Annotated in this window: 19 protein-coding genes, 1 tRNA gene and 2 pseudogenes; 12 read left to right on the top strand and 10 right to left on the bottom strand. The window is 61.7% G+C overall.

Annotated features, from left to right (window positions below; translation table 11 throughout):
• Positions 1–10 precede the first annotated feature (10 nt).
• Positions 11–739 carry an MOSC domain-containing protein gene (locus tag GH983_RS21440; protein ID WP_054151398.1) on the top strand — a complete coding sequence of 243 codons (729 nt, stop codon included), beginning with the start codon at positions 11–13 and terminating at the stop codon, positions 737–739.
• On the opposite strand, the gene GH983_RS21435 is transcribed toward GH983_RS21440, so the two are convergent.
• Positions 724–2,415 (bottom strand): FAD/NAD(P)-binding protein, encoded by a 1,692-nt coding sequence (locus tag GH983_RS21435; protein WP_153763447.1) that lies wholly within the window; start codon positions 2,413–2,415, stop codon positions 724–726. The two genes, GH983_RS21440 and GH983_RS21435, sit on opposite strands and share 16 nt — an antisense overlap.
• Before the next feature lie 165 nt (positions 2,416–2,580).
• On the opposite strand from GH983_RS21435, the gene GH983_RS21430 reads away from it, so the two are divergent.
• Positions 2,581–2,811 carry a DUF2171 domain-containing protein gene (locus tag GH983_RS21430; RefSeq protein ID WP_069042536.1) on the top strand — a complete coding sequence of 77 codons (231 nt, stop codon included), beginning with the start codon at positions 2,581–2,583 and terminating at the stop codon, positions 2,809–2,811.
• A gap of 71 nt (positions 2,812–2,882) precedes the next feature.
• Here GH983_RS21430 and GH983_RS21425 read toward each other — a convergent pair whose 3' ends face one another.
• Positions 2,883–3,284, bottom strand: coding sequence for a ketosteroid isomerase-related protein (locus GH983_RS21425; RefSeq protein WP_069042537.1), 402 nt, complete (start codon positions 3,282–3,284; stop codon positions 2,883–2,885).
• 81 nt (positions 3,285–3,365) lie between these two features.
• Between GH983_RS21425 and GH983_RS21420 the strand changes: the two genes are divergently transcribed.
• The 3 genes from GH983_RS21420 to lepA all read left to right on the top strand — a co-directional run bounded on the left by GH983_RS21420 (position 3,366) and on the right by lepA (position 6,727).
• Positions 3,366–3,959, top strand: a complete 594-nt coding sequence (locus tag GH983_RS21420) for a GNAT family N-acetyltransferase (protein WP_153763446.1) — start codon at positions 3,366–3,368, stop codon at positions 3,957–3,959.
• Positions 3,956–4,831, top strand: a complete 876-nt coding sequence (locus tag GH983_RS21415; protein WP_153763445.1) for a carbon-nitrogen hydrolase family protein — start codon at positions 3,956–3,958, stop codon at positions 4,829–4,831. The genes GH983_RS21420 and GH983_RS21415 overlap by 4 nt, the downstream gene beginning before the upstream one ends.
• A gap of 75 nt (positions 4,832–4,906) precedes the next feature.
• Positions 4,907–6,727, top strand: a complete 1,821-nt coding sequence (lepA, locus tag GH983_RS21410) for a translation elongation factor 4 (protein WP_069042540.1) — start codon at positions 4,907–4,909, stop codon at positions 6,725–6,727.
• 49 nt (positions 6,728–6,776) lie between these two features.
• Here lepA and GH983_RS21405 read toward each other — a convergent pair whose 3' ends face one another.
• Entirely contained in the window at positions 6,777–7,589 is an 813-nt protein-coding gene (locus GH983_RS21405) for an NAD(P)H-binding protein (RefSeq protein WP_153763444.1), read from the bottom strand.
• A gap of 71 nt (positions 7,590–7,660) precedes the next feature.
• On the opposite strand from GH983_RS21405, the gene GH983_RS21400 reads away from it, so the two are divergent.
• The 4 genes from GH983_RS21400 (at position 7,661) to GH983_RS24580 (ending at position 9,071) form a co-directional block, all read left to right on the top strand.
• Complete coding sequence (locus GH983_RS21400; RefSeq protein ID WP_069042542.1) at positions 7,661–8,062, top strand: helix-turn-helix domain-containing protein; 402 nt, start codon at positions 7,661–7,663, stop codon at positions 8,060–8,062.
• Positions 8,063–8,095: 33 nt separating this feature from the next.
• The gene (locus GH983_RS21395) at positions 8,096–8,332 is read left to right on the top strand and encodes a type II toxin-antitoxin system CcdA family antitoxin (RefSeq protein ID WP_069042543.1); all 237 of its coding nucleotides are present in this window, start codon (positions 8,096–8,098) and stop codon (positions 8,330–8,332) included.
• Complete coding sequence (locus GH983_RS21390; RefSeq protein WP_153763443.1) at positions 8,329–8,628, top strand: CcdB family protein; 300 nt, start codon at positions 8,329–8,331, stop codon at positions 8,626–8,628. The genes GH983_RS21395 and GH983_RS21390 overlap by 4 nt, the downstream gene beginning before the upstream one ends.
• A gap of 77 nt (positions 8,629–8,705) precedes the next feature.
• Positions 8,706–9,071, top strand: coding sequence for a YegP family protein (locus GH983_RS24580; protein ID WP_153763442.1), 366 nt, complete (start codon positions 8,706–8,708; stop codon positions 9,069–9,071).
• A gap of 1,408 nt (positions 9,072–10,479) precedes the next feature.
• Here GH983_RS24580 and GH983_RS21380 read toward each other — a convergent pair.
• The 5 genes and pseudogenes from GH983_RS21380 to GH983_RS21360 form a co-directional block, all read right to left on the bottom strand.
• On the bottom strand, positions 10,480–12,117 hold the full coding sequence (locus tag GH983_RS21380; RefSeq protein ID WP_153763441.1) for a CRTAC1 family protein: 1,638 nt from the start codon (positions 12,115–12,117) through the stop codon (positions 10,480–10,482).
• Entirely contained in the window at positions 12,114–13,328 is a 1,215-nt protein-coding gene (locus tag GH983_RS21375; protein ID WP_246727455.1) for a vanadium-dependent haloperoxidase, read from the bottom strand. The genes GH983_RS21380 and GH983_RS21375 overlap by 4 nt, the downstream gene beginning before the upstream one ends.
• Positions 13,329–13,525: 197 nt before the next feature.
• The gene (locus tag GH983_RS21370) at positions 13,526–14,116 is read right to left on the bottom strand and encodes a hypothetical protein (RefSeq protein ID WP_246727453.1); all 591 of its coding nucleotides are present in this window, start codon (positions 14,114–14,116) and stop codon (positions 13,526–13,528) included.
• Between the two features lie 105 nt (positions 14,117–14,221).
• Positions 14,222–14,924: pseudogene (locus GH983_RS21365) on the bottom strand (type 1 glutamine amidotransferase).
• A 96-nt stretch (positions 14,925–15,020) separates the two neighbouring features.
• Complete coding sequence (locus GH983_RS21360) at positions 15,021–15,461, bottom strand: DoxX family protein (protein ID WP_153763440.1); 441 nt, start codon at positions 15,459–15,461, stop codon at positions 15,021–15,023.
• A 124-nt stretch (positions 15,462–15,585) separates the two neighbouring features.
• Between GH983_RS21360 and GH983_RS21355 the strand changes: the two are divergent.
• Positions 15,586–15,887 (top strand): annotated as a pseudogene (locus GH983_RS21355) (SelT/SelW/SelH family protein).
• Between the two features lie 47 nt (positions 15,888–15,934).
• On the opposite strand, the gene GH983_RS21350 reads toward GH983_RS21355, so the two are convergent.
• The gene (locus tag GH983_RS21350) at positions 15,935–16,399 is read right to left on the bottom strand and encodes a BA14K family protein (RefSeq protein ID WP_153763439.1); all 465 of its coding nucleotides are present in this window, start codon (positions 16,397–16,399) and stop codon (positions 15,935–15,937) included.
• A gap of 243 nt (positions 16,400–16,642) precedes the next feature.
• On the opposite strand from GH983_RS21350, the gene GH983_RS21345 reads away from it, so the two are divergent.
• Together GH983_RS21345 and GH983_RS21340 are read left to right on the top strand one after the other, a co-directional pair.
• Positions 16,643–16,729, top strand: a tRNA-Leu gene (locus GH983_RS21345).
• A gap of 689 nt (positions 16,730–17,418) precedes the next feature.
• Positions 17,419–18,267 carry a tyrosine-type recombinase/integrase gene (locus GH983_RS21340; RefSeq protein WP_153763438.1) on the top strand — a complete coding sequence of 283 codons (849 nt, stop codon included), beginning with the start codon at positions 17,419–17,421 and terminating at the stop codon, positions 18,265–18,267.
• Between the two features lie 759 nt (positions 18,268–19,026).
• On the opposite strand, the gene GH983_RS21335 is transcribed toward GH983_RS21340, so the two are convergent.
• The gene (locus GH983_RS21335; protein ID WP_153763437.1) at positions 19,027–19,413 is read right to left on the bottom strand and encodes a hypothetical protein; all 387 of its coding nucleotides are present in this window, start codon (positions 19,411–19,413) and stop codon (positions 19,027–19,029) included.
• Between the last annotated feature and the right edge of the window lie 1,258 nt (positions 19,414–20,671).

The following is a 20,671-nucleotide window of genomic DNA, read 5'->3' as shown; positions in this document are numbered from 1 at the left end:
AGGAGTCATCATGCGCAAAATCGGTCGAGTGCGGGAAGTCTGGCGCTATCCGGTGAGTTCTCTCGGCGGAGAAGCGCTCGCCTCGATCACCGTCTCGCCTGAAGGCATCGAGGGTGACCGTCGCTTCGCGCTGTTCGATCCGGACACAGGCCTTGCCGCCGCCCCCGAGAAGGAAACGCGCTGGCGCCCTGCCCTCTTCATCACCGCCTCGCAACCGGCAACCGGACTGCCGGTTCTGCGCTTCGCCGACGGCGCCGAACATGCACTCGATGACAGCGCATTGCCGGACCGTCTGGCAGAGCATTTCGGCTTCCCTACCGCCATCGGGCTCGTCGGGTCAGGCGATTACCGCTTCCCCGTCGTCTCCAACCGCTACGCACCGGCGCCGCTTCACCTCGTGACCACGGCCTCGGTCAGCGCGCTTGCGGCAGTCACGGGCCTCCCGCCGCTGGATGCGAGACGCTTCCGCCCCTCGGTGTTGATAGAGACGGAAGACGATGAAGGCTTCATCGAAAACGACTGGGTGGGCCACATCGTCAGGATCGGCGAAGCGGATATCCGCGTCACCGAAGCCTCGCGCCGCTGCGGCATGACGCTGGTCGCTCAACCGGGCATGGCAGAAGAGCCCGACGTGCTGCGCGGCATCATGCGCCACAACAAGCGCAATCTCGGCGTCTACGCCAAGCCGGCCGCACCCGTCACGCTGTCCGTCGGCGACCCCGTCTACGCTGAGATCTGAAACACCGGCGTATCAACGTCCACTACGTCCCTCAGGATCGCCCGGCCGACCGTCTCGCCGATATCCCGCGCGCTGGTGATGCCCTGCACGAAGGGCTCCTTGTGCAGCAGGAAGGCCACCGCTGCGCAATAGAGCCTGCCTTCCGACATCAGACCGAGACGCGGGCGATAGAATTCATCGACGTCGATTCCACCGGTGCGAACCATATCGGGATCCCGGTCGAGCGATCGGATCGCCGTCGCCTTCGGCGTCGCGGCTTCGCGCACACCACCCTGATCGACAAGCGTCGGAAAGGGCAGATCGGTCGCCGACAGCGTCTCCTGACCGGTCGCATCGACAAAGGCCCCGAAGGTATGCGTGGTTCCGCCAACCACGATCTCGGCGCCCCGCTCCAGGCCATCCTCGGCCGTCCAGATCTCGTAATCCTCGCCGAGTTTCAGGATCGACAGCTTGCCCGTACGGGCAAGCGCCAAAAGCCGGCGAATCGACATCAGCGGTACCGTTGCATAGTCGTCGATGAAGATGCCCTTGAAGTGGCGATGGAAGCGCTTCAGATCGTTCTCATCGAGATGCGGAATGACCTTTGCCACGATCTCGTGGGTGATCAGGATCGCATAGCGCCACGGCACGGTGTAACGCTTCTGCCGGTTCTCTTCGGCCTCGGCCAGATTTTTCGCCGCCCAGACAAAGGGATCGCTTTCGCTGCGATCGGCATAATAAGCGGCCGCAAAGGTCTCGACCGTCAGCTGCGACAGCCCGATCCGGGCGGCATAATCAGGGTCACGCGCAACGATTTCGCCGCGAAAGAGCTCGAAGACCTCGTCGAGCAGATCGTGCCGGCCCGTGGCAATCAGCGCATCGATCGCTTCTTCGGTGCAGACGAGGGGCGTGACATACGGAAGCGGGCAGTAGAAATCTGCCTCCGGCAGGATGCCCTTGCGTGACATCAACGTGGCGGAGAACCCTTCGGTATCGGCAGCCGGCTGATATTGCAGATCGCCGGCGGCATCGGCGTAGAACATGCCGTGTGCCGTCGCGACCGTCATCAGCGCATCGATGCCGCTCAGCGACGTGCCGAGAATGCCGACCGCCTCATTGCGGATCGATGTGAGAACGGTCGCCGGCCAGGGCGAGACGAAGTAGCCGGGCCGGATCTCCGTGCTGTCGGGCCAGTTGTGGCCGGTCGCCATCACGACATGGTCGTAGGCCGCGTCGTTCTCCCCGTCGACATGGCTGACGCGAAGGCGGATCGCATCGGCCTGGATCTCGATATCAATCACCTTGTGGCGGGCAAGCACGATGATCTCGTGACCACGCTCGGCCGCGATTGCCCGCATCCGCTCGAACTGCGCCTGCATATAGTCGCCAAGCACGAGACGCGGATAAAACTCCCGCTCATCGATCGCCTCGCGCCTGATCCCGTGGCGCATCAGCGTATCGTCATCCTGTCGTCGCAACCACTCGACCAGGGTCTCCGTAAACGCCGGAAACTCGATGCTCGGGATGTTGGAGAGCATGGCGGGATCGTTCATGTCGGGATGGTAGGGCGTGCCCTTTCCCGGCTCGCCCTCTGCCTCGTAAAGCGTGATGGACAAGGGAACGGTGGAACCGATCAGTTGTTTGAAGGTGTAGAGGCCGGTGGGACCGGTGCCGATGATCGAAATTCTCGGAAACATGTATGGACTCGCTGTCGGCGAGGGATCTCGCGCGGGTGCCTATCAATGCATCTGAAGCATGGATGTTCCCTTGCCTGTCTCATGCCTTCTGCGGCGAAGCGCCCCGGAACAAATGCCGCCCGTCGCGCCTTTCTCCGACACCCCAACCCAAGAGGAGCATGACCAATGATTTCTGCAGATCAGATCCGCGAACACATGGAAGTTCTTGCCCAGGACGGCGCCCATGTCGGCACCGTTGACCATATGGATGGCGCAAGCCGCATCAAGCTGACCAAGAACGATTCCGCTGATGGCCAGCACCATTACATCCCGCTCGACTGGGTCGATCATGTCGATCAGCACGTCCATCTGTCGAAGGACGGCGATACCGTGAAGCGCGACTGGTCGGTCAACTGATCGATCAGTGCCTGGCACAATGCCGGCAGAAGAGCCGCCACGCCTATGCGTGGTGGCTCTTTCTCGTTTTGTCAGCCGCCGACCTGGGCGATCCAGTCGGGAAGGCTGTAATAGTTGGAGATGCGGGCGACCTTGCCGTCGCGGATTTCGAAGAAGGCGCCCGCCGGCAGGCGGTAGGTCTGGCCATTGGCTTCCGGCAGGCCCTCGTCGGTTGAAAGATAAGTGCCGTTGACGATGAATTCGGCCGCACCCCGCGTGCCGTCCTCGTTGACCATCACCACCATGTCGGTGAGCTCTTCCCGGTAGCAGCGGTTCATGTGGTCCATGAACTTCGAGAACGCTTCCTTCCCCGTCTGGCGGGCACCCTGGTTGATGTCGTGCGCGACGTCATCGGTCAGCAGCGCGAGGAAACGGTCCATGTCGCCGGCATTGAAGGCATCGTAATAGGCGCGGATGGTGGCTGCGGCGGTCATCGGTCACTCCTCGTCGTGGAATTGCTTTCTTGGGTGGTCGCAGATGGGTATAACCACTCCGCAACGGACTGAAAACACTCTATGGCGCTTACGATCCAATCCTTTTCCGGCAGCGACGCGACGCCCTTCTTCGGCGACCTCGCGCGGCTCAGATCCACCGTCTTCCGGGCCTTTCCCTATCTCTACGAGGGAAATCCGGATTACGAGCAGACCTATCTGTCGACCTATGCCAAGTCCGAAGGCTCGGTCTTTGTGCTGGCGATCGATGGTGACGAGGTGGTCGGGGTTGCCACAGGAACGCCGATGGCCGGTGAGACGGAAGAGGTGAAGCGCCCCTTTCTCGAGGTCGGGCTCGATCCGCAAGAGTTCTTCTATTTCGGCGAAAGCGTGCTTTTGTCCGAGTATCGCGGTCAGGGCATCGGCGTGAAGTTCTTCGAGGGTCGCGAGGCGCAGGCGAAGAAACTCGGTCTGCGCTACACCACCTTCTGCGCCGTCGAGCGCCCCCTCGACCATCCGCGCCGCCCGGCCGACTACCAGCCGCTCAATGCCTTCTGGCAAAAACGCGGTTATACCCATCACCCCGAGCTTCGAACCACCTTCACCTGGCGCGACCTCGACGCATCAGTCGAAAGCCCGAAGCCGCTTTCCTTCTGGATTCGAGATCTTTCACCATGACCGCTCTGACCCTCGCCGCCTGCCAGTACAAGATCGATCTGATTGAGAGCTGGGAAGACTACGTCCTCCACCTGACGCGCCTGGTGCATGAAGCGGTCGAGCGCGGCGCAAAGCTCGTGCTCCTGCCGGAATATGCCGGCCTCGTGCTCGCCGGCCAGCTCGATCCGGAAACCCGCTCCGACCTCACCGGCTCGATCGCCGGCATCCAGCCGCTGATCCCGGCCTGGGTCGAACTCTGCGAGGAGCTTGCCCGCACCCACGAAATCGTCTTGCAGCCCGGCTCCGCCCCCGTGCTCGACCCGGACGGTCAATACCGCAATCGCGCCTTCCTCTTTGGCCCGGACGGCCTGATCGGTCATCAGGACAAGATCATCATGACCCGCTTCGAACGCGAGCAATGGGGAATCGCCGCCGGACGCGACGGGCTCACCGCCTTCGACACCCCACTCGGCAAGCTCGGCATCCTCATCTGCTACGACAACGAGTTCCCGATGCTGGCCCACACCCTCGCAAACCAGGGCGTAGACCTCATCCTCGCGCCCTCCTGCACGGATACACTCGCCGGCGCCTATCGCGTCCGCATCGGCGCCCAGGCCCGGGCGCTGGAAAACCAGATCGCCGTCCTTTCGTCACCCACCGCGGGCACCGCCCCGTGGTCGCCGGCGCTCGACGAAAACCGCGGCCGCGCCGCCCTTTACGTGCCCTCCGACTACGGCATGCCACCATCGGGCATCTATGCCGAAAGCGAGAGCGACGAGGTCGAAGAGAGCCACTGGCTGATCACCGAGATCGACCTCGATACCGTCCGGCGCCTGCGCACGGAGGGCCAGGTCGCCACCCGCCGCGACTGGCCGGAACAGTTCGGGGTGTGACAACCCCGGTTTTCCAGCCGATCGCGACAATTTCCCGCTAGGCGTTGACCGAGCTCGCTGCTATATGCGCGAGCCATGAGCACCGATCGCACGCCCCTGAGCCATATCCGCAACTTCTCCATCGTCGCCCATATCGACCATGGCAAATCGACGCTGGCCGACCGCCTGATCCAGTCGACCGGCGGCCTCGCCGATCGCGAGATGTCGGAGCAGGTCCTCGACAACATGGAGATCGAGAAGGAACGCGGCATCACCATCAAGGCCCAGACGGTGCGGTTGCACTACAAGGCCAACAATGGCGAAACCTATGTGCTGAACCTGATCGACACGCCCGGTCACGTCGACTTCGCCTATGAAGTCTCGCGCTCCCTGTCGGCTTGCGAAGGCTCGCTGCTGGTCGTCGACGCGTCCCAGGGCGTCGAAGCCCAGACGCTGGCGAACGTCTACCAGGCGATCGACAACAATCACGAGCTGGTGACGGTCCTCAACAAGGTCGACCTCCCGGCCGCCGAGCCCGAGCGCATCAAGGAACAGATCGAAGAAGTCATCGGCATCGATGCCTCCGAAGCCGTGCTGATTTCGGCGAAGACCGGTCTTGGCATCCCCGACGTTCTCGAAGCCATCGTGCACAAGCTGCCGGCGCCGAAGAGCGAAGGTGGCGAAAAGGCCCCCTTGAAGGCCCTGCTCGTCGACAGCTGGTACGACACCTATCTCGGCGTCATGGTTCTCGTCCGCGTGCTAGACGGCGTGCTGACCAAGGGCCAGACCATCCGCATGATGGGCACGGACGCAAAGTATGCTGTCGAACGCGTCGGCGTGCTGACCCCGAAGATGGTTGCCGTGGATTCACTCGGCCCGGGCGAAATCGGCTTCTTCACCGGTTCGATCAAGGAAGTGGCCGACACGCGCGTCGGCGATACCATCACCGAAGACAAGCGCCCGACCGCCAAGATGCTGCCGGGCTTCAAGCCGGCCCAGCCGGTCGTGTTCTGCGGCCTCTTCCCTGTTGATGCCGCTGACTTCGAAGACCTGCGCGCTGCCATGGGCAAGCTGCGCCTCAACGACGCCTCCTTCTCCTTCGAAATGGAATCCTCTGCAGCACTCGGCTTCGGCTTCCGCTGCGGCTTCCTCGGCCTGCTGCATCTCGAAATCATCCAGGAGCGCCTCGAGCGCGAATTCGATCTCGACCTGATCGCGACCGCCCCGTCCGTCGTCTACAAGCTGTTCATGACCGACGGCACAGAACGCGAGCTGCACAACCCAGCCGACATGCCCGACGTGGTGAAGATCTCGGAAATCCACGAGCCGTGGATCAAGGCGACGATCCTGACACCCGACGACTATCTCGGCGGCATCCTGAAGCTCTGTCAGGACCGTCGCGGCGTGCAGACCGAACTCACTTACGTCGGCAAGCGCGCGATGATCACCTATGAGCTGCCGCTCAACGAAGTGGTCTTCGATTTCTACGACCGCCTGAAGTCGATCTCCAAGGGCTACGCCTCCTTCGACTACCATCTCGACGGCCATCGCGAGGGCAACCTCGTCAAGATGTCGATCCTCGTCAACGGCGAGCCGGTCGATGCACTCTCGATGATGGTCCACCGCATGGCAGCCGAAAAGCGCGGCCGCGACATGTGCGAAAAGCTCAAGGACCTGATCCCGAAGCACATGTTCAAGATCCCGATCCAGGCCGCGATCGGCGGCAACGTGATCGCCCGTGAAACCATCTCGGCGCTGCGCAAGGACGTGACCGCCAAGTGCTACGGCGGCGACGCGAGCCGCAAGCGCAAGCTCCTCGACAAGCAGAAGGCCGGCAAGAAGCGCATGCGCCAGTTCGGCAAGGTCGAGATCCCGCAGGAAGCGTTTATCGCGGCGCTGAAGATGAGCGACGAGTGAGGGTTGGAGGGAGCCTTTTCCAAGGCTCCCACTCGCCGTTTCCTCTTCATCACCCTGCCGCCCGCGCAGCCTCTGCCGCGATCGCCAAGGTGGGCCGCGGCGCTCCGGCGATCAGGGCCGGAAGGTCCGTGTTCTCTGCTTTTAGAAATCCTGCGGCCGCACTGGAATAGATCGACATCAGCATCGGCGGCTGGAAGGGCTTGAGTGGCGCAGCGGCCAGCGACGCCCGCAGCTTCTCGAGGCTCCATGGCTGAAATGCGGCGCCCAGGACGGCTGCCAGATCGGCAACACTCCAGGCTTCTGCTCCCGACAGTTCGTAGATCATGCCCGCATGGGCGCGCGGGTCCTTGAGAACCGCCAATGCGGCATCGGCCAGATCGCGCCTCGCCACGGGCGATAGCGGCGCGGTGCCGAAGGGTGCCCGGATCACGCCATCGAGCGGTGCGGCAAGTGCCCCGATCAGCTCGGCATAGAGACCATTGCGCAGGATCGTCCAGGCAAGGCCGCTATCCTTCAGTCGCTTCTCGGTCCATCGATGGGCAAGCGAGAAAGCAAGATGATCACCCGTTCCGCTCAGGCTCGTATAGACGACATGTCGGACGCCCGAGCGGATAGCAGCCGCGATCACCGCATCATGGCGGCGGATGACAACATCGTCCTCCGCGTAACCGGCAGAGATCATCATCAGCGTTTCGACATCGCTGAAGTCGAGCGTTTCTGGATCGTCGAAATCGATCCGGCGTCGACCTGTATCCGTCTCCTCTGCCAGACGGCTGCCAATGCAGATGTCGAGACCGGCGTCTTTGGTGCCTTGCGCGATGAGCGAGGAGAGTTGGCCGGAGCCTCCAGTGAGCAGTATCATGGGTTGCGTCCTTTTCGTTGCGGGCGCATCTATTTATTGCGACCACCGGAACGACGTAAGGAGGCACATTGATGTTCGCCGCGACCCAGCCCGAGATCGAGACGCTCGAACCTTGCGGAACGCCGGATCATGGAGATTGCGGCCTTCGTCTGACGCTTGATCGCCTCGGTGAAAAATGGACAGTCATGGCCATTGCCGAGCTCTCGGCCGGCCCTCGCCGCTACCGGGAGATTGAGCGCGCGCTGTCAGGCGTCACCCAGCGCATGCTGACGCTGACACTGCGCCGTCTCGAGCGGGACGGATTGGTCGACCGTCATGTCGAACCCACCAACCCTCCTTCGGTCACTTATTCTCTGACGCCCCGGGGCTTGGGATTTTCGGCCATCACGGCCGGGCTGGTCGAATGGTCGCGGGAACACAAGGAGGCGATCCTTTCATCGCGGGAAGCCTATGACGGGCGAGGCAAGGGCTGATCGGCCCATTCTCAGCAAGCCGGAGACCATCCCATGTCGATCGAAGCCCGCAAAGTCCATGACCTGACGGTCAGTGAAGCCCTTGTAGCCGAGGCTGAAACGCTCGGCCTCGACATCACCGGTGCGGCTGAACAGGGCATCGCCCGCGCCATCAAGGCCGAGAAGGAACGGCGTTGGAAGATCGAGAACGCCGAGGCGATCCAGGCATCCAACGACTATGTCGCCAAGCATGGCCTTCCACTCGCAAAGTACCGAATGTTCTTACCATGACCCGCTTCCACGTTCACCGCATCGGGAACGATGGAAGCCTCGCCCTCGACGTGCAATCCAATCTGCTGGATGCCCTGACGACCCGCGTGGTGGTGCCGTTCGCACCGGTCGGTGACGTTGCGACCCTCATTCCCCGCCTCAATCCGCGCCTTGCCATCGATGGCGAAACCTTTGCGATGCTCACCCAGTTCATCACGACGGTCACCGTTTCTGCTGTCGGCCCCTCGGTCACCGATCTCTCCGCCCGCGCCGACGAGATCACCGCTGCCACGGATTTCCTCTTCCAGGGCTTTTGAGCCCTCCTTGCCCGCCTGCCACAGGCGCGCTAGCATTCGAATGCAATCATAAGCCAATGGGTAGAGGGGAGATGGGCATGCACAAGTTCAAGATTCTGAAGACCGAAAAGGGCGAGTTCCGCGTCCAGTTCGTCTACAATGCCGAGATCATGGTCTGGTCAGAAAACTACGCCTCGAAGGCAAGCGCGAAGAACTGCGTCGAGTCATTGAAAAAGAACGCGCCGGCCGCGCCCGTCGTTGATCTCACCAAGCAGGAAACCGGCAGCGGCTATCGTTTCGAGATCGACGAAGCCAAGAACGGCGAAACCTTCGTCCGCTTCCGCGCCGCCAATGGCGAAATCATGGTGCGCTCGGAAACGTATAAGTCGAAGTCCAGCGCCAAGAATTGCATCGAGTCGATCCAGAAACGCGTGGCGGAGGCTGCGGTAGAGGAGGCAGAGTGAGGCCTCGACATTATCAGTCAAACTGAAGGCTTAGCGGGTTCCTCCTCTCCCCCTTGTGGGGGAGGTTACAAAATCGAAGGCTTAGCCCGATCAGGGCTAAACTTCAGACTTTGTTGGTGAGGGGATCGGCGATGGTGGCACCAGATAACCGCCCCCCTCTCTGGCGATTTCGGATGTTTAGGCGGCTTGCGCTCGCCTAGTTCATCGAAATCGCTTTCTCCCCCACCAAAGGGGGAGATGGGCGTTGCGCATGCCGCCCGCTCCCGCTTCTCCCCGCTGGGGAGAAGATGGTCCGCAGGACCAGATGAGGGGGGCGCGAAGCGCAAGGCGATGCTGCAGAGCATTGGCGGGTTTATGGTGATCCTGTGCGCGGCGAAATCCGGCTCCGCCGCCCCCTCATCCGGCGCTACGCGCCACCTTCTCCCCGCTGGGGAGAAGAGGGAGGCCGCCGCCCCCCCTCAATTCCCCTAGTCGGCGGGGGATGACTTTGAGAGTTTCCTCAACAAAATCAAACCCCGACATGTTTTTTCATCCCCGCCCATTTCCACGCGCTTACCCTGATGCCCGTCCCGCCCTCGGATACACCTGACGATGCGATGTCAGGCGAGGCGGGGCCGGCGCCGGGGTGGAGCACTGTCGCAGGTGTGAGTTCCCGGCCCGCTGCAACGGTCTCCCTCCGGACGAGGGGCTGGTAACGAAGGTGACGAGGTCGGATGCTCTCGTCACCGGATACCCCGATCGGAAGGACGTGCCTTAGAGGCACACAGACAAGGCGCCCACGCCGTCGCGAACATCCAGACAGCGGGGCGAATAAAACGGCGGGGATGAGCGCCGGGCCGCGAATGGCCGGACGATCATCCCCCGGGCGAGGGTCCCGGTCGGAATGGTGCACCATCCGGCGGGAACCTCCCGGGCCACCGGCCAGGCTCTGGCAGACATTCCCTTGGGAGGGCTCTGTCAAAGCCGGACCCTACGCCCGGTCATCCTCGGGCCTGACCCGAGGACCGTCGCCGGCCTTGCCAGAGAGACGCATGCAGCGGGAATAGACGCCGAACGGGGCGCCGGAAGGAGCCACATAAAACTACTTAGACAGGTTGCTTCTGGCGCCTCGTCCGAGACAGATTTCAGGCGACCCGGAGGGAGCAATCCCGACCGGTGGCGAAGCTTGGGGTTTTTGACATTGATAGATCACCCTCACCCTGAGGTGCCAGGCTTGCCCGGCCTCGAAGGGCGAGGCCACCCCGCCACCCCTCATGCTGAGGTGGCACCGAAGCGACCCTCGAAGCACGAGGCCACCAGAGCGGGATGCTTCGAGGCCCTTGCCTTGCGAGGGCACCTCAGCATGAGGGCCTAGCGGAATGCGCGGAGCCTATCTCCCCCGCAAGGGGGGAGATGGGGTCGTGCCCCTTCACATCCCCTCGCCCGGATTCCACAGCCTTGGCCCCGTGCCACGCCCAACGAGGTAAAGCCCATCAGCCGCCACCGTCTGCCACTCCCCAACCTCGCCATCCGGCCAAAGCACGCGGATCTCGGTTTCTGCCTGTTCCCCCAGACCAAAATGATGCCAGCCGGTCTTGCCGCTGACATGGCCGCCGCCGATGGTGAGTTCGCGGCGCTGCACGACATCGCCGGTTTTCACCTCGATCCAGGCGCCGACCGCATCGCGGTTCGGACCGTCCTGGCGCAGCGCCAGTTGCAGGAAGTGGCCAGCGCCTTCGGTGGTGTTGCGCCAGATCTCGACGGGCGAGCCCTGGTTGACGACCAGGAGATCGACCAATCCATCGAGATTGAAGTCTGCCAGCGCCCCACCTCGGCCCTTGGCCATCGAGGCGATGCCGGCCTTGTCGCCCATTTCGACGAACTTGCCGTCCTCGCCCTGGACGAGCAGGTTGTTCGGGTCCTTCTCGGCAAAATCGGGCATCTCCGCGACATTGCCCTTGGCGATGAAGAGATCAGCGCGGCCGTCGTTGTTGACGTCCTCGAATTCCGTATGCCAGGCGGTCGAAGGGCGGATCTCGCCGCCGGTATAGGGCCGGTGCGCCGTGGCGCCCTTGGCGAAGGCGATATCGGCGTAGGAAGGCTTCGGCTTGCCGTCGGCGGGGATTTCGGCGAGCCTCTGCAGCTTGTTGTCGGCCATGCTCGTGAGGAAATATTCCGGATAGCCGTCGAAATCGAGGTCGTGGGAAGCGATGCCCATGCCCCAGATGCGCAGGTATTTCCAGCCTTCCTCCTGGGTGTAGAGCCGCGGGGCCTTGCCCGGCTCAACATGCCACATCTGCTCCTGGCCGCCCTTGTAATATTCGCGGTCGTTGGAGACGCGCAGCGAGGGCGTGCCGGAGCGGTTCCAGTCGGTGAAGAGGATCGACAGCGGGCAATAGGAGGGGTTGAGCGCGAGCGGCGGGGCGAAGCGACGCTCGGCAGCGGACAACGGGCGATGCAGCCAGTTGTCGGTGCAGGAGCCCCAGGGCTCGAAGTCCTCGAAGCGGTCGATGTAATTGCCGACGGCAAGCGTCGGCCAGGAGTTGCCGCGCTCCCAGGTGGCGGAAAAGGCCGTCGACCAGGCGTCGCCGCCGTCGAAGCCCCAAGCCTCGTTGGCGCGTTCGAAGCGGCATTCGCCCAAGCCGCGCATCACGACATTCTCGCCGGAGCGCAAGAGCACGACATCCTGCAGCCCGTCGCCATCGACATCCAGCGGATAGGCGCCGATCACCTTGTCGAGTTCGAGGCCGGACACCTGTTCGTCGAACTTGAGAGCGCCGCCATCCTCGCTGCGGTTGAGGTAGAATTTCGCCTTGTCCTCGCCGCCCGCAAGGACGAGATCGGGGAAGCCATCGGTATTGCAGTCGAAACTACCGGCACCGCCGCCGACCATATATTCCCAATCGCCGCGATAGGTGCTGACGATACCGCTGGAGGCGGTTTCGTCGGTGAAGCGGGGCACGAGGGGGCCGCCATTGGCAAGCGCTGTGCCGGCCTGGAGCGCGGCGAACAGAGCGGCCGCAAGGGCGGTTCGGCGATGGTGCGAGGCGATGGCTTCGGCCGTCATCCGCGGGTCCTCAAGGCGACCGCCTTTTCGCCGATGCAACGCCCCTGGTCGAGGCCACGATCGATCGCGGCGCGGAAATGAATGCCGCCATAGAGACGCGAGATGCCGGCTTCTTCAGCCGCATCCCAGAAGCTCTTGAAGCTGCGGTTCGGCAGCTTGTCCTTTTCATGGGTGTTGTCGGTGAAGGCGAAGTTTTCGCCGAAAAAGGCCGTCAGCACCGTGGCTGCCGCACCCGACTGGGTGGAATGGCCGGAGGGATATTCCGGGAAGGGCGGCGTGATCAGGATCGGCTCCCATTTGGGGTCGATCACCCGCTTGATATAGGTGACCGGGCGGAGCAGGTCATATTCGAATTTCGAATGCCAGCAGCCGATGAAGGCATCGGCGAGCGAAATCCCGAGCCGGGCGAGCAGATCGGCATGTTCGGCAGCACCGGCCTCCTGCTCGTCGAGGACCTTCAGGGCAATCACGATCCAGTGGCCGGGCGGGGTCGGCGAGAGCATAGGATCATCCGACCAGAAGCGGGCGATGGCGCGCTGCTCATCGGTCACGCTGTTCACCGCCTCGTAGACCTCCATCGCTTCCTTGTAGAAGTCGGAATCCTTTTCCTCGCTGTAGACGGGCGGCGCCGGCAGCGGGCAGCCATTGCCGGTCTGCAGGGCGAAGGGACGGTTCTCGCCCCACTGGGGAAGAAGGGGCATTTGCTGCTGATTGATCAGACTGGTCGGCACCCAGCTGTCCTTGTTGCTCCCCAGCGCGAATTCCAGGGGGAAGCCCATGTTTTCGACCTTGGCGCCGCCGTCGTCCAGCGACCAGGCAAGGATATGCGCCGTTATGCTCTCGCCATAGGCCTGGCTGCGGGCGACGAGATCGGGGGCAAGTCCGACGGCCACTTCGGACGAGAGCTTTTCGGTCATGCGCTTCAGGGCGCGCTGACCGGTCGGGCCGGTATTGCCGAAGAATTCGCGCGCGGCTGATGACAGGGCTGCCTGCATGACGACGGCCTCGTCATAGGCGAGGCCCGCTTCACGCCGAGGTACTGGGGTGAGGCCGTTCAACTGACCGGCAAGCGAGGTCATGGTCGTGTCGCCGGCCGCCAGCGCCTCATAGGCGGTGACCCCGAGATAGGCGAAGGCGCGGCTTGCCACGGGGGGCGAATAGGTCGGCGTATGACGGACAAGTTCGAGAATGAGGCGATACCAGTCGCGCATGACCGTGTCGGGCGCCCACAGGGGATGCCTGGGCCGGCTGGAAGGCCAGCCCGATGATGATGAAGCAGAGCGCAACCAAGCGCTTACCCACTGCCTTCATGTCCCCCTCCCACAGGTTTCTGAAGCGATCTCAATCGATTGAAGTTCGATTAAGCACGGGGACGGATGGCTCGCAAGAGGGAGGTCGGGGACCCAGATCAAATCCAGCCGATGGCGCGGCCGGCAAGACTCAAGGCAAAGACCGCGAGGCAGCTTGCGGCGACCCGCCCGAACAGCAAGGGGTTGGTGGTTGCCAGCCGCCGGAGGATGGCGGCACCGGCGCTCAGCCAGCAGGTGGCGACGATGACGACAAGCAGCGAAACACGGCGAGATAGGGGAGCGGCCGGAGCAGTGCTTCCAGCGAGGCCGTTCCGGCGGCGGGAATGAGGGCAAGCCCGATGATCAGGGCCTTGGGGTTGAGCACCGTGGTGGCGTAGACGGCAACCACCGTCGTTCCGGCCTGCGCATTGGCCGAAGGGCCGGATCCAGAGCCGGGCAGCGAGCAGCAAGACCCAGAGGGTCGAGGCGAGCTTGATGCCAAGCGCTGCAGCCGGCTGGTCGATGAGCAGTGGTGCTGCAAAAAAGACAAGCGGGACGATGGCCGTGAGATAGCCGGCGCATTCGGCCCCGATCAGCGGCAGCGAGGCCTTGAGGCCGCGGGTGGCGCCTGAAACGGCAAGCAGGGTATTCGTCGGCCCCGGCGTCAGCAGGAGGAGCAGGACGGCAAAGGCAAAGGCGGACAGGGACAAGGCAGAACTCCGATCAGTGAGGTCGGAGATAACAGGTCGGGTGCTGCGGCGGCTTGATGTCGGTCAAACCCTGAGAAGGGATCCGGGTGACGCGGAGAGATGCGCTCAAGACGGGCGGATCTGCCGGACCCAGGCACGAGCCAGCCAGCCCGGCTTCATCGGAAAGCTGCCCGTCGGTCGGTTCGATCTCAGGATGGCGGTTGAGCCAGCCGGGTTCCTTGCGCTCGATGACCTCTGGGAAATGCGTCATCCAGTTGCGCACAACCTCGCGGTTGGCCTCGAAATGGAACTGGAAGCCATAGGCGGCGCGGCCGATGCGGAAGGCCTGGTGGCGAGCCGCTTCGTTTTCCGCGAGGTGAGCAGAACCTTGCGGCAGCGTGAAGGTGTCGTCGTGCCACTGGAAGGAGAGGAATCGGTCGGGCATGGCCGAGAGCACCGGATCCCGTCTGCCGGCTTCGGTGCGGCCAATGCTGCGCCAGCCGAATTCGGGGGCGGCACCGATCAGATTGTCGCCGCCATAGGCGCGGGCAAGAAGCTGGCTACCGAGACAGATGCCGAGCACGGCTTTCGCGCTGTCCCCGAAGCGACGCATCAGGCTTGCGAGTTCCGGGAGATAGGGATGCTTCTCGTCGTCGCGGGCGTTCTGCTCACCACCGAACACCACCAGAGCGTCGAAGGCATCGAGGTCCGGCAGTGGTTCGCCAGCATAGGCTCGGATGGTGGCGGTTTTCGCGCCCGCCTCGGCCAGAGCAATGCCAACCTGACCGACTTCGGTGACGCGGGTGTTTTCGACGATGGCAACACGCATGGGGAATCGGATCTCGTGGATGTTGCCCCCAGAGAAAGCATGCGGATGCGAATGTCGCAAGACGGAGGGCGCCGCAAGCAGCGCCCTTCCGGGACCTCAGAAGGTTTTCTTCAGACGGGCGTCGACAGAGTGGCGGTTGCCGCCACGGATGACGAAATAGAACGTCATTGCCGCCCACAGCAGCGATTTTTCCGCGCCGGAGAAGCCCTGCTCCAGCTGGATCCAGTGGAAATAGACCGTGACCAGCAGGACGATCGTGGCTGCAAAGGCCGCCGGCCGAGTGAGGAGACCGATCGCGAGCAAGATGCCACCGAAGAATTCGGTGATCGCCAGAAGCGGCGACCAGAAGACGCCGGGATAGAAGCCGAGGCCTTCGACCATCTGGACGGCGCCGAAGGGATCAACGATCTTGCTGGCGCCATGGATGACGAGGAAGCCACCGGCCACCAGACGCAGCAGGGTTTCGACCCCGTCGTGACCGGAGCGATAGACGGGGGCAAGAGCAGGAACAAAAAGACGGTTCGGTTCAATGGACATGAACAAACTCCAAAAAAGACAATAACCTGCGCGTCATGGCCGAAGCTTAGCTGCGTGGCAATTGGACGCACGCAGAAAAGTTGATTAGTTGGGTTAACTTATCCGTGAAGTGAGGAATACGCCGATGGAAAAACCCCGGATTTCGATCACCTACTGCACCCAATGCAACTGGCTTCTGCGGTCAGGCTGGATGGCGCAGGAACTGCTGCACACCTTTGCTGACGATCTGGGCGAAGTGGCACTTATCCCTGGCACGGCGGGATTTTCGAGATCAAGCTGAACGACGACCTGATCTGGGAACGCAAGCGTGATGGCGGCTTTCCAGGCCCGAAGGAGCTGAAGCAGAAGGTGCGTGATGCCATCGATCCCGAGCGCGATCTCGGCCATGTGGACAGGGTGAGCCGCAATGAAGGGCTCGACAGCTGACACAGGGGCGAAGGCGGCCGCAGAACCGCCTTCGAAGATCGCTCGTCTCAATAGAAGGGCGATTGGCAGACCTTGTAGTAGCCGCTCGACGAGAGGAACTGGTTGGTGCGGGGATTGTAGGACCGGTAGCGGTTCAGGCACCAGTCGACATGCCGCTCCCAGGACCGACGCGGCGGACGATAACCCGGATCCTCGTAAACCGGCGGGCGCGGGCGCGGACGGTAGCCGGGTTCGACATAGACAGGCGGACGCGGCCGTGGGCGATAGACCGGCGGCTCGTCATAGACGGACGGCGGATAATACTCCGGTGGCAGGGGGCGTGGACGGCGCGGCGGCGGGCGGTCCCAGGTCTCGTAGCAACCGGAGAAGTCGCAGACGATATCGATCTCTTCGACATCGGAGCCCGGCTGCGAAATCAATGGCATCGGCTTCGTCATCGCAGCATCCGCCACGGAGGTGAAAAGCTGGGCGCCGGCGAGCGCCACGGCCACAAAAGCGGATCGAATCGTCATATAGTTATCCCGTCGTTCATCCCGGCGGCGGGCAAACCGCCTCGCCGACGGCAAGATAGAGCGTTTCGATCACGGCTTTTTCACGGCCGCGTTATCCGTGGCAGACTGTGCAAAAGGCCTGTGTCCCAACGCATCTGCGAATCCGCTTCCGGCATTCAGGCAGACGCCTTCATCGCGCCGACATGAAAAACTTCAAAAAGCCGGTTGACAGGTCGGAGCAGTCCCTTTACACGGCTCCTCGTCGCCCAGATGGCGGAATTGGTAGACGCGCCAGCTTCAGGTGCTGGTACTCGAAAGGGTGTGGAGGTTCGAGTCCTCTTCTGGGCACCATTCCATTTTAGGTTTCCCCTTGGAAACCAATCTATTCAATGTCTTGACGGTAAGCCGGGTACACTTTGAGGTACACCCGGGGGTCATTTTGAGGCTGACATGAACCTTCCCTACGTCCAAAAACACAAGAGCGGTTTCAGGTATCGCCGCAAGTACCCCGAGGACATCTCAGCGGTACTCGGGAAGAAGCAGCACTTGGCCCCACTGGGGAAAACCGAGGCCCAAGCGGCTGAGAATTGGAAGCGAGTCGATGCGGCTTTCGAGAAGACCGTAAGAGGCCGTCCGAGACCGCCACCGTGAGAAATCCCCTTTCGAGACCTATACCGAGAGCGTGAGCCTGATCCGTCAACTCGGATTTGATCCAAGTAGCCCCTATGATCGTGCCACCCTGCCGAACGATGCGGACGGGGAGGATGCGGCTAGGGAGCAAGCAGCGGCAGAGATCATTGAAAGGTACACTGTCGATCCCGACACGGGACACCCCGTGGGGATGTCTGCGGCTCAAGAGTTGGTCGTCAGGTCCCTGCTGAACGGCGCCCCCCCCCCGGCCCTCCCCCCGCCTCAGCGATGCTGTCACACTCTACAAGGCGGAGAAGTGCGCAGGTGACACGCTTCTGGAGAAGAAGAACGTCCAGCGAGTTGACCGGCTCGCCAAGGCGTTCACTCGCACCATCGGCGCGGATGCGGAGGTGTTGTCTATCACCCGTGAGGACGCCCGACGCTTCCGGGATGCCCTGCTAGAAACCGGGATCAAGCCGGAGTCAGTGCGGCGGGAACTGAATGTGATCAAGGCTGTCATAAACCACGTGATCACAGAGCATGGCCTTGCCAACAGCTACGCCAATCCGTTCAACAAACTGCCCATTGCCAACCTCGACAACGAGACAGACCTTGAGAAGCGCGACCCTCTCCCGGAGAGCGTCTTAAAGGCAGTGCGCAGCAGGATCATGTCCAACAGCAAGACCGAGCTACAGCTTGTGTGGCGGCTGCTGGAGGAGACAGGCTGCCGACTAGGGGAGATTACAGGTCTCCGAGTGTCTGACGTGGAAGTCACCGGTTCTACTCCTCACGTCTCAGTGGAGTGGCACGAGGACAGGCGGTTGAAGACCAAGGCCTCCCGCCGTGACGTGCCGCTTGTCGGGGATGCTCTTGAGGCAGCTAAGGAGGCCCTGAGACTCGCCAAGGGACGCGCCATGCTCTTTGAAGCGTACGGCACTGAGAACGGCCCCACGAATGCCTCAGCTGCTCTCATGAAGCACGTTCGGGCCGTCACCGACAATCCGCTGCACGTGGTCCACTCACTCCGCCACAACATGTCCGATTGGCTGAGGGCGGGAGGGGCAGGAGAGCGGGAGGTGAACGTGATCCTAGGACATTCCCTCAAGGGTGTCGGCTCACGGACATACGGAAGCAAAGCGGAGCGCCTGAGGATCACGACAGAGGTGATGAAGAAGGCGCACGAGGTGAAGAACCGGCAAGCGGGTCCTATACCGCAGGAGACCCCAGCGGAACCCATGCGCCCTCCGGTCTCAGGCTGAGGCCGCGCCTACTCAGGCCCACCTTTAGAATATCATTACAAAGGCACAGCGCGGCTTGTCCGCCACATAGAATATCAACAATAGTCTATCTTTGCCGTTTCGGAGTTAACCAGCATCAAATCGAACCCGAATAAATTATTGATACTGGAGGCGAGCGCATTTCTGACTTATACTTCTCCCGCAGAGAACGAGGACATACAATGCGCAAACCAGAAGAACATCACGAAATACATCTGTCGATCAGCGGAAGTTTTGTCTCAGCCACCACATGCCCGGAGTGCCTCAACCGAGCAACAACCGCACCGGGATGGGTGGCGCAGCATGTTTGCAAGCTCTCAGACCTTGCCGGGGAATTCAGGGAGCACCTTGAGAAGCTCGGTTATGCGTACATGCCAGCAAGACATGCGTTCCGTGGCAACCCCCATCTAGGTGACCTTCTGGACCCTTGCGGCCATTACTGGCTTTACCACAGGTCACCAAACAGGTGTCCAATGACCCAGCTGGCCTACGGATTGTCTCACTGACTTCAAGGATCACCGCGTTCGCGTGGTGGACATCGACGGTAAGCCGTGGTTCGTCGCGGCTGATCTCACCGATTGTCTCCCGCCGTGAGCGTCAAGACGAAGACGCGCTGGTTTTCGAGTTCAACTCCTCGTGCCACAAGCGCTCCAAGGTATCGGCGGCGCTGGTGTCCCTCCACCAGCAAGTAGTTGCTTTCGCAGAACCGCCCGTGCGCGTCATAAAAGCCGTCTGACGTCCTCAAGACAATTGGAGCGAAGTCCAGGCCCCCTGATCCAGAGCAAGAGCCGTAGGATTATTGGGATGCTGATGGAAACAGTCGTAGTCCCAAGCTGGATCGATCGGCTCCTGGCCATACGACAGACCGACGCTTGAAAGAAATTCTTGCGGAGACCATCGCTCTTCACTCCATTCGAGACGATCAAGCGGAAGGAACCTGAGCGGCGAATGCTCCCAGTGACGGTATATCCATTGCTCGCAGATCTCCGGATGAAGGTTGGATAGTTCGGCCTTGTGTCGCCTCCACCAATCAGCGAACGGCTCGACGTCTATGGTGCCGAACCCCAACGGCATCATCTCGCGGGGCCAACTGGCACCGTACTTTTTCCTAACGTCTATCTTGCTCAACATCTTCTCCCGACGAACCACCCCCGGACAGTCCATCAAACACCCTCGGGCACTCCCCGCGAAAACCATCCGTTCCCCTCCGGTTCACCTGCCGTTCTCGTACCATTAGCTCCGCTTCATTCACCAGCCCAAGAATGGAACAAACCTCATGTGACGGGCCGTACAATTACCCGCCCATATAGTACGCACCAAGCGCCCCTCCCGTGTTACCGGCCATCTCTCCGCAGCAACCCGCATGATTGCTCACGTCCGCACGGGAAAGAACGTAGCTCCAGGGCGGGTTGACGGTTAACATCAGCGGTCACTTGGCAATTACCCCCTCATGTTACAATACGAAGCGTTTGCCGGAACGGAATTACCCCGACTTGAAGTTGGGGTAAATCATACCTCTAGCGCTCTCCGGGATCACCGGCCATCCCGCAGCGGGAACCCGCATAATCGGCCGCGACGGCACGGGAAAGAATGCAGCTTTCAAAGCGGGAGCAGGTCACCGGCAGCGGCCTCGCGGTAATTACTACCGCATACAGAGAACTACAAAGCCTTTGGGAATTTGGGGGCAACTCCCCCGAACTCGGCACGACCCTTAGTAGTCTCGGCAGCGGCCCCTTGCGACCCCCGCCGACACCCGAGGGCGGCAATTAGACCTGCATATAGAGAGACCAAGAAAATCGTAGCGATCTGAGCGGTTATAGCGGCATCCTGTTTTTTCCGGGAGGTACGGAATATTGCCGACGAGGTATCGGACAGGGAACACCGGCAGCGGCCCCGGCAAGGCATATTCGCAATTACTTCAAAACACTGAAACTAATAGATAAATAATTACCACTCCATTCAGAGGAGACGAAGAATTTCCACGGCTCAGGAATTACCCCCTTCATCCAGAGAGGACGAAGCTCCACGACAGACCGAATTGGACGGCCGGAATGGAAGGAGCAGAAGCGAAAACGAGCAAGAAAATAAAATACAACCAAGGGCATTGACAATGACGGAATGAGACAGTATTCGCGTACGCGCGTCTTAAAGATATAACTCTAAGTTATATATAAGATACCCTTAGGTTACCTCTGCAATGTTTATTGAAAGACATAGTAGTAGTAGTACCTAGAGATAACCTCAGGGTTACCTCAGGGTATCCCATGGCTCCTCTGGGATGCCCTTCCAAGAACTCCCACTCCCTTGCCTCCACCCTGACCTATACCATCAGGTCCCGCAGCGACTCGCTGAGAGCCTTCACGTCCTCTCCGCTAACTCGACACCG

It is taken from the genome of Agrobacterium sp. MA01 (genome assembly GCF_009650195.1).
Classification (GTDB): Bacteria; Pseudomonadota; Alphaproteobacteria; order Rhizobiales; family Rhizobiaceae; genus Allorhizobium.
The sequence above is the reverse complement of the archived record's forward strand: the minus strand, read 5'-3'. Positions and strand labels throughout refer to the sequence as shown.

Coding starts and splice junctions, on each gene's coding strand:
- GH983_RS21430 (WP_069042536.1), top strand. CDS start 2,581: ATGATTTCTGCAGATCAGATCCGCGAACACATGGAAGTTCTTGCCCAG.
- GH983_RS21390 (WP_153763443.1), top strand. CDS start 8,329: ATGACCCGCTTCCACGTTCACCGCATCGGGAACGATGGAAGCCTCGCC.
- GH983_RS21395 (WP_069042543.1), top strand. CDS start 8,096: ATGTCGATCGAAGCCCGCAAAGTCCATGACCTGACGGTCAGTGAAGCC.
- GH983_RS21380 (WP_153763441.1), bottom strand. CDS start 12,117: ATGACGGCCGAAGCCATCGCCTCGCACCATCGCCGAACCGCCCTTGCG.
- GH983_RS21405 (WP_153763444.1), bottom strand. CDS start 7,589: ATGATACTGCTCACTGGAGGCTCCGGCCAACTCTCCTCGCTCATCGCG.
- GH983_RS21375 (WP_246727455.1), bottom strand. CDS start 13,328: ATGCGCGACTGGTATCGCCTCATTCTCGAACTTGTCCGTCATACGCCG.
- GH983_RS21400 (WP_069042542.1), top strand. CDS start 7,661: ATGTTCGCCGCGACCCAGCCCGAGATCGAGACGCTCGAACCTTGCGGA.
- GH983_RS21350 (WP_153763439.1), bottom strand. CDS start 16,399: ATGACGATTCGATCCGCTTTTGTGGCCGTGGCGCTCGCCGGCGCCCAG.
- GH983_RS24580 (WP_153763442.1), top strand. CDS start 8,706: ATGCACAAGTTCAAGATTCTGAAGACCGAAAAGGGCGAGTTCCGCGTC.
- GH983_RS21415 (WP_153763445.1), top strand. CDS start 3,956: ATGACCGCTCTGACCCTCGCCGCCTGCCAGTACAAGATCGATCTGATT.
- GH983_RS21425 (WP_069042537.1), bottom strand. CDS start 3,284: ATGACCGCCGCAGCCACCATCCGCGCCTATTACGATGCCTTCAATGCC.
- GH983_RS21435 (WP_153763447.1), bottom strand. CDS start 2,415: ATGTTTCCGAGAATTTCGATCATCGGCACCGGTCCCACCGGCCTCTAC.
- GH983_RS21360 (WP_153763440.1), bottom strand. CDS start 15,461: ATGTCCATTGAACCGAACCGTCTTTTTGTTCCTGCTCTTGCCCCCGTC.
- GH983_RS21420 (WP_153763446.1), top strand. CDS start 3,366: ATGGCGCTTACGATCCAATCCTTTTCCGGCAGCGACGCGACGCCCTTC.
- GH983_RS21440 (WP_054151398.1), top strand. CDS start 11: ATGCGCAAAATCGGTCGAGTGCGGGAAGTCTGGCGCTATCCGGTGAGT.
- lepA (WP_069042540.1), top strand. CDS start 4,907: ATGAGCACCGATCGCACGCCCCTGAGCCATATCCGCAACTTCTCCATC.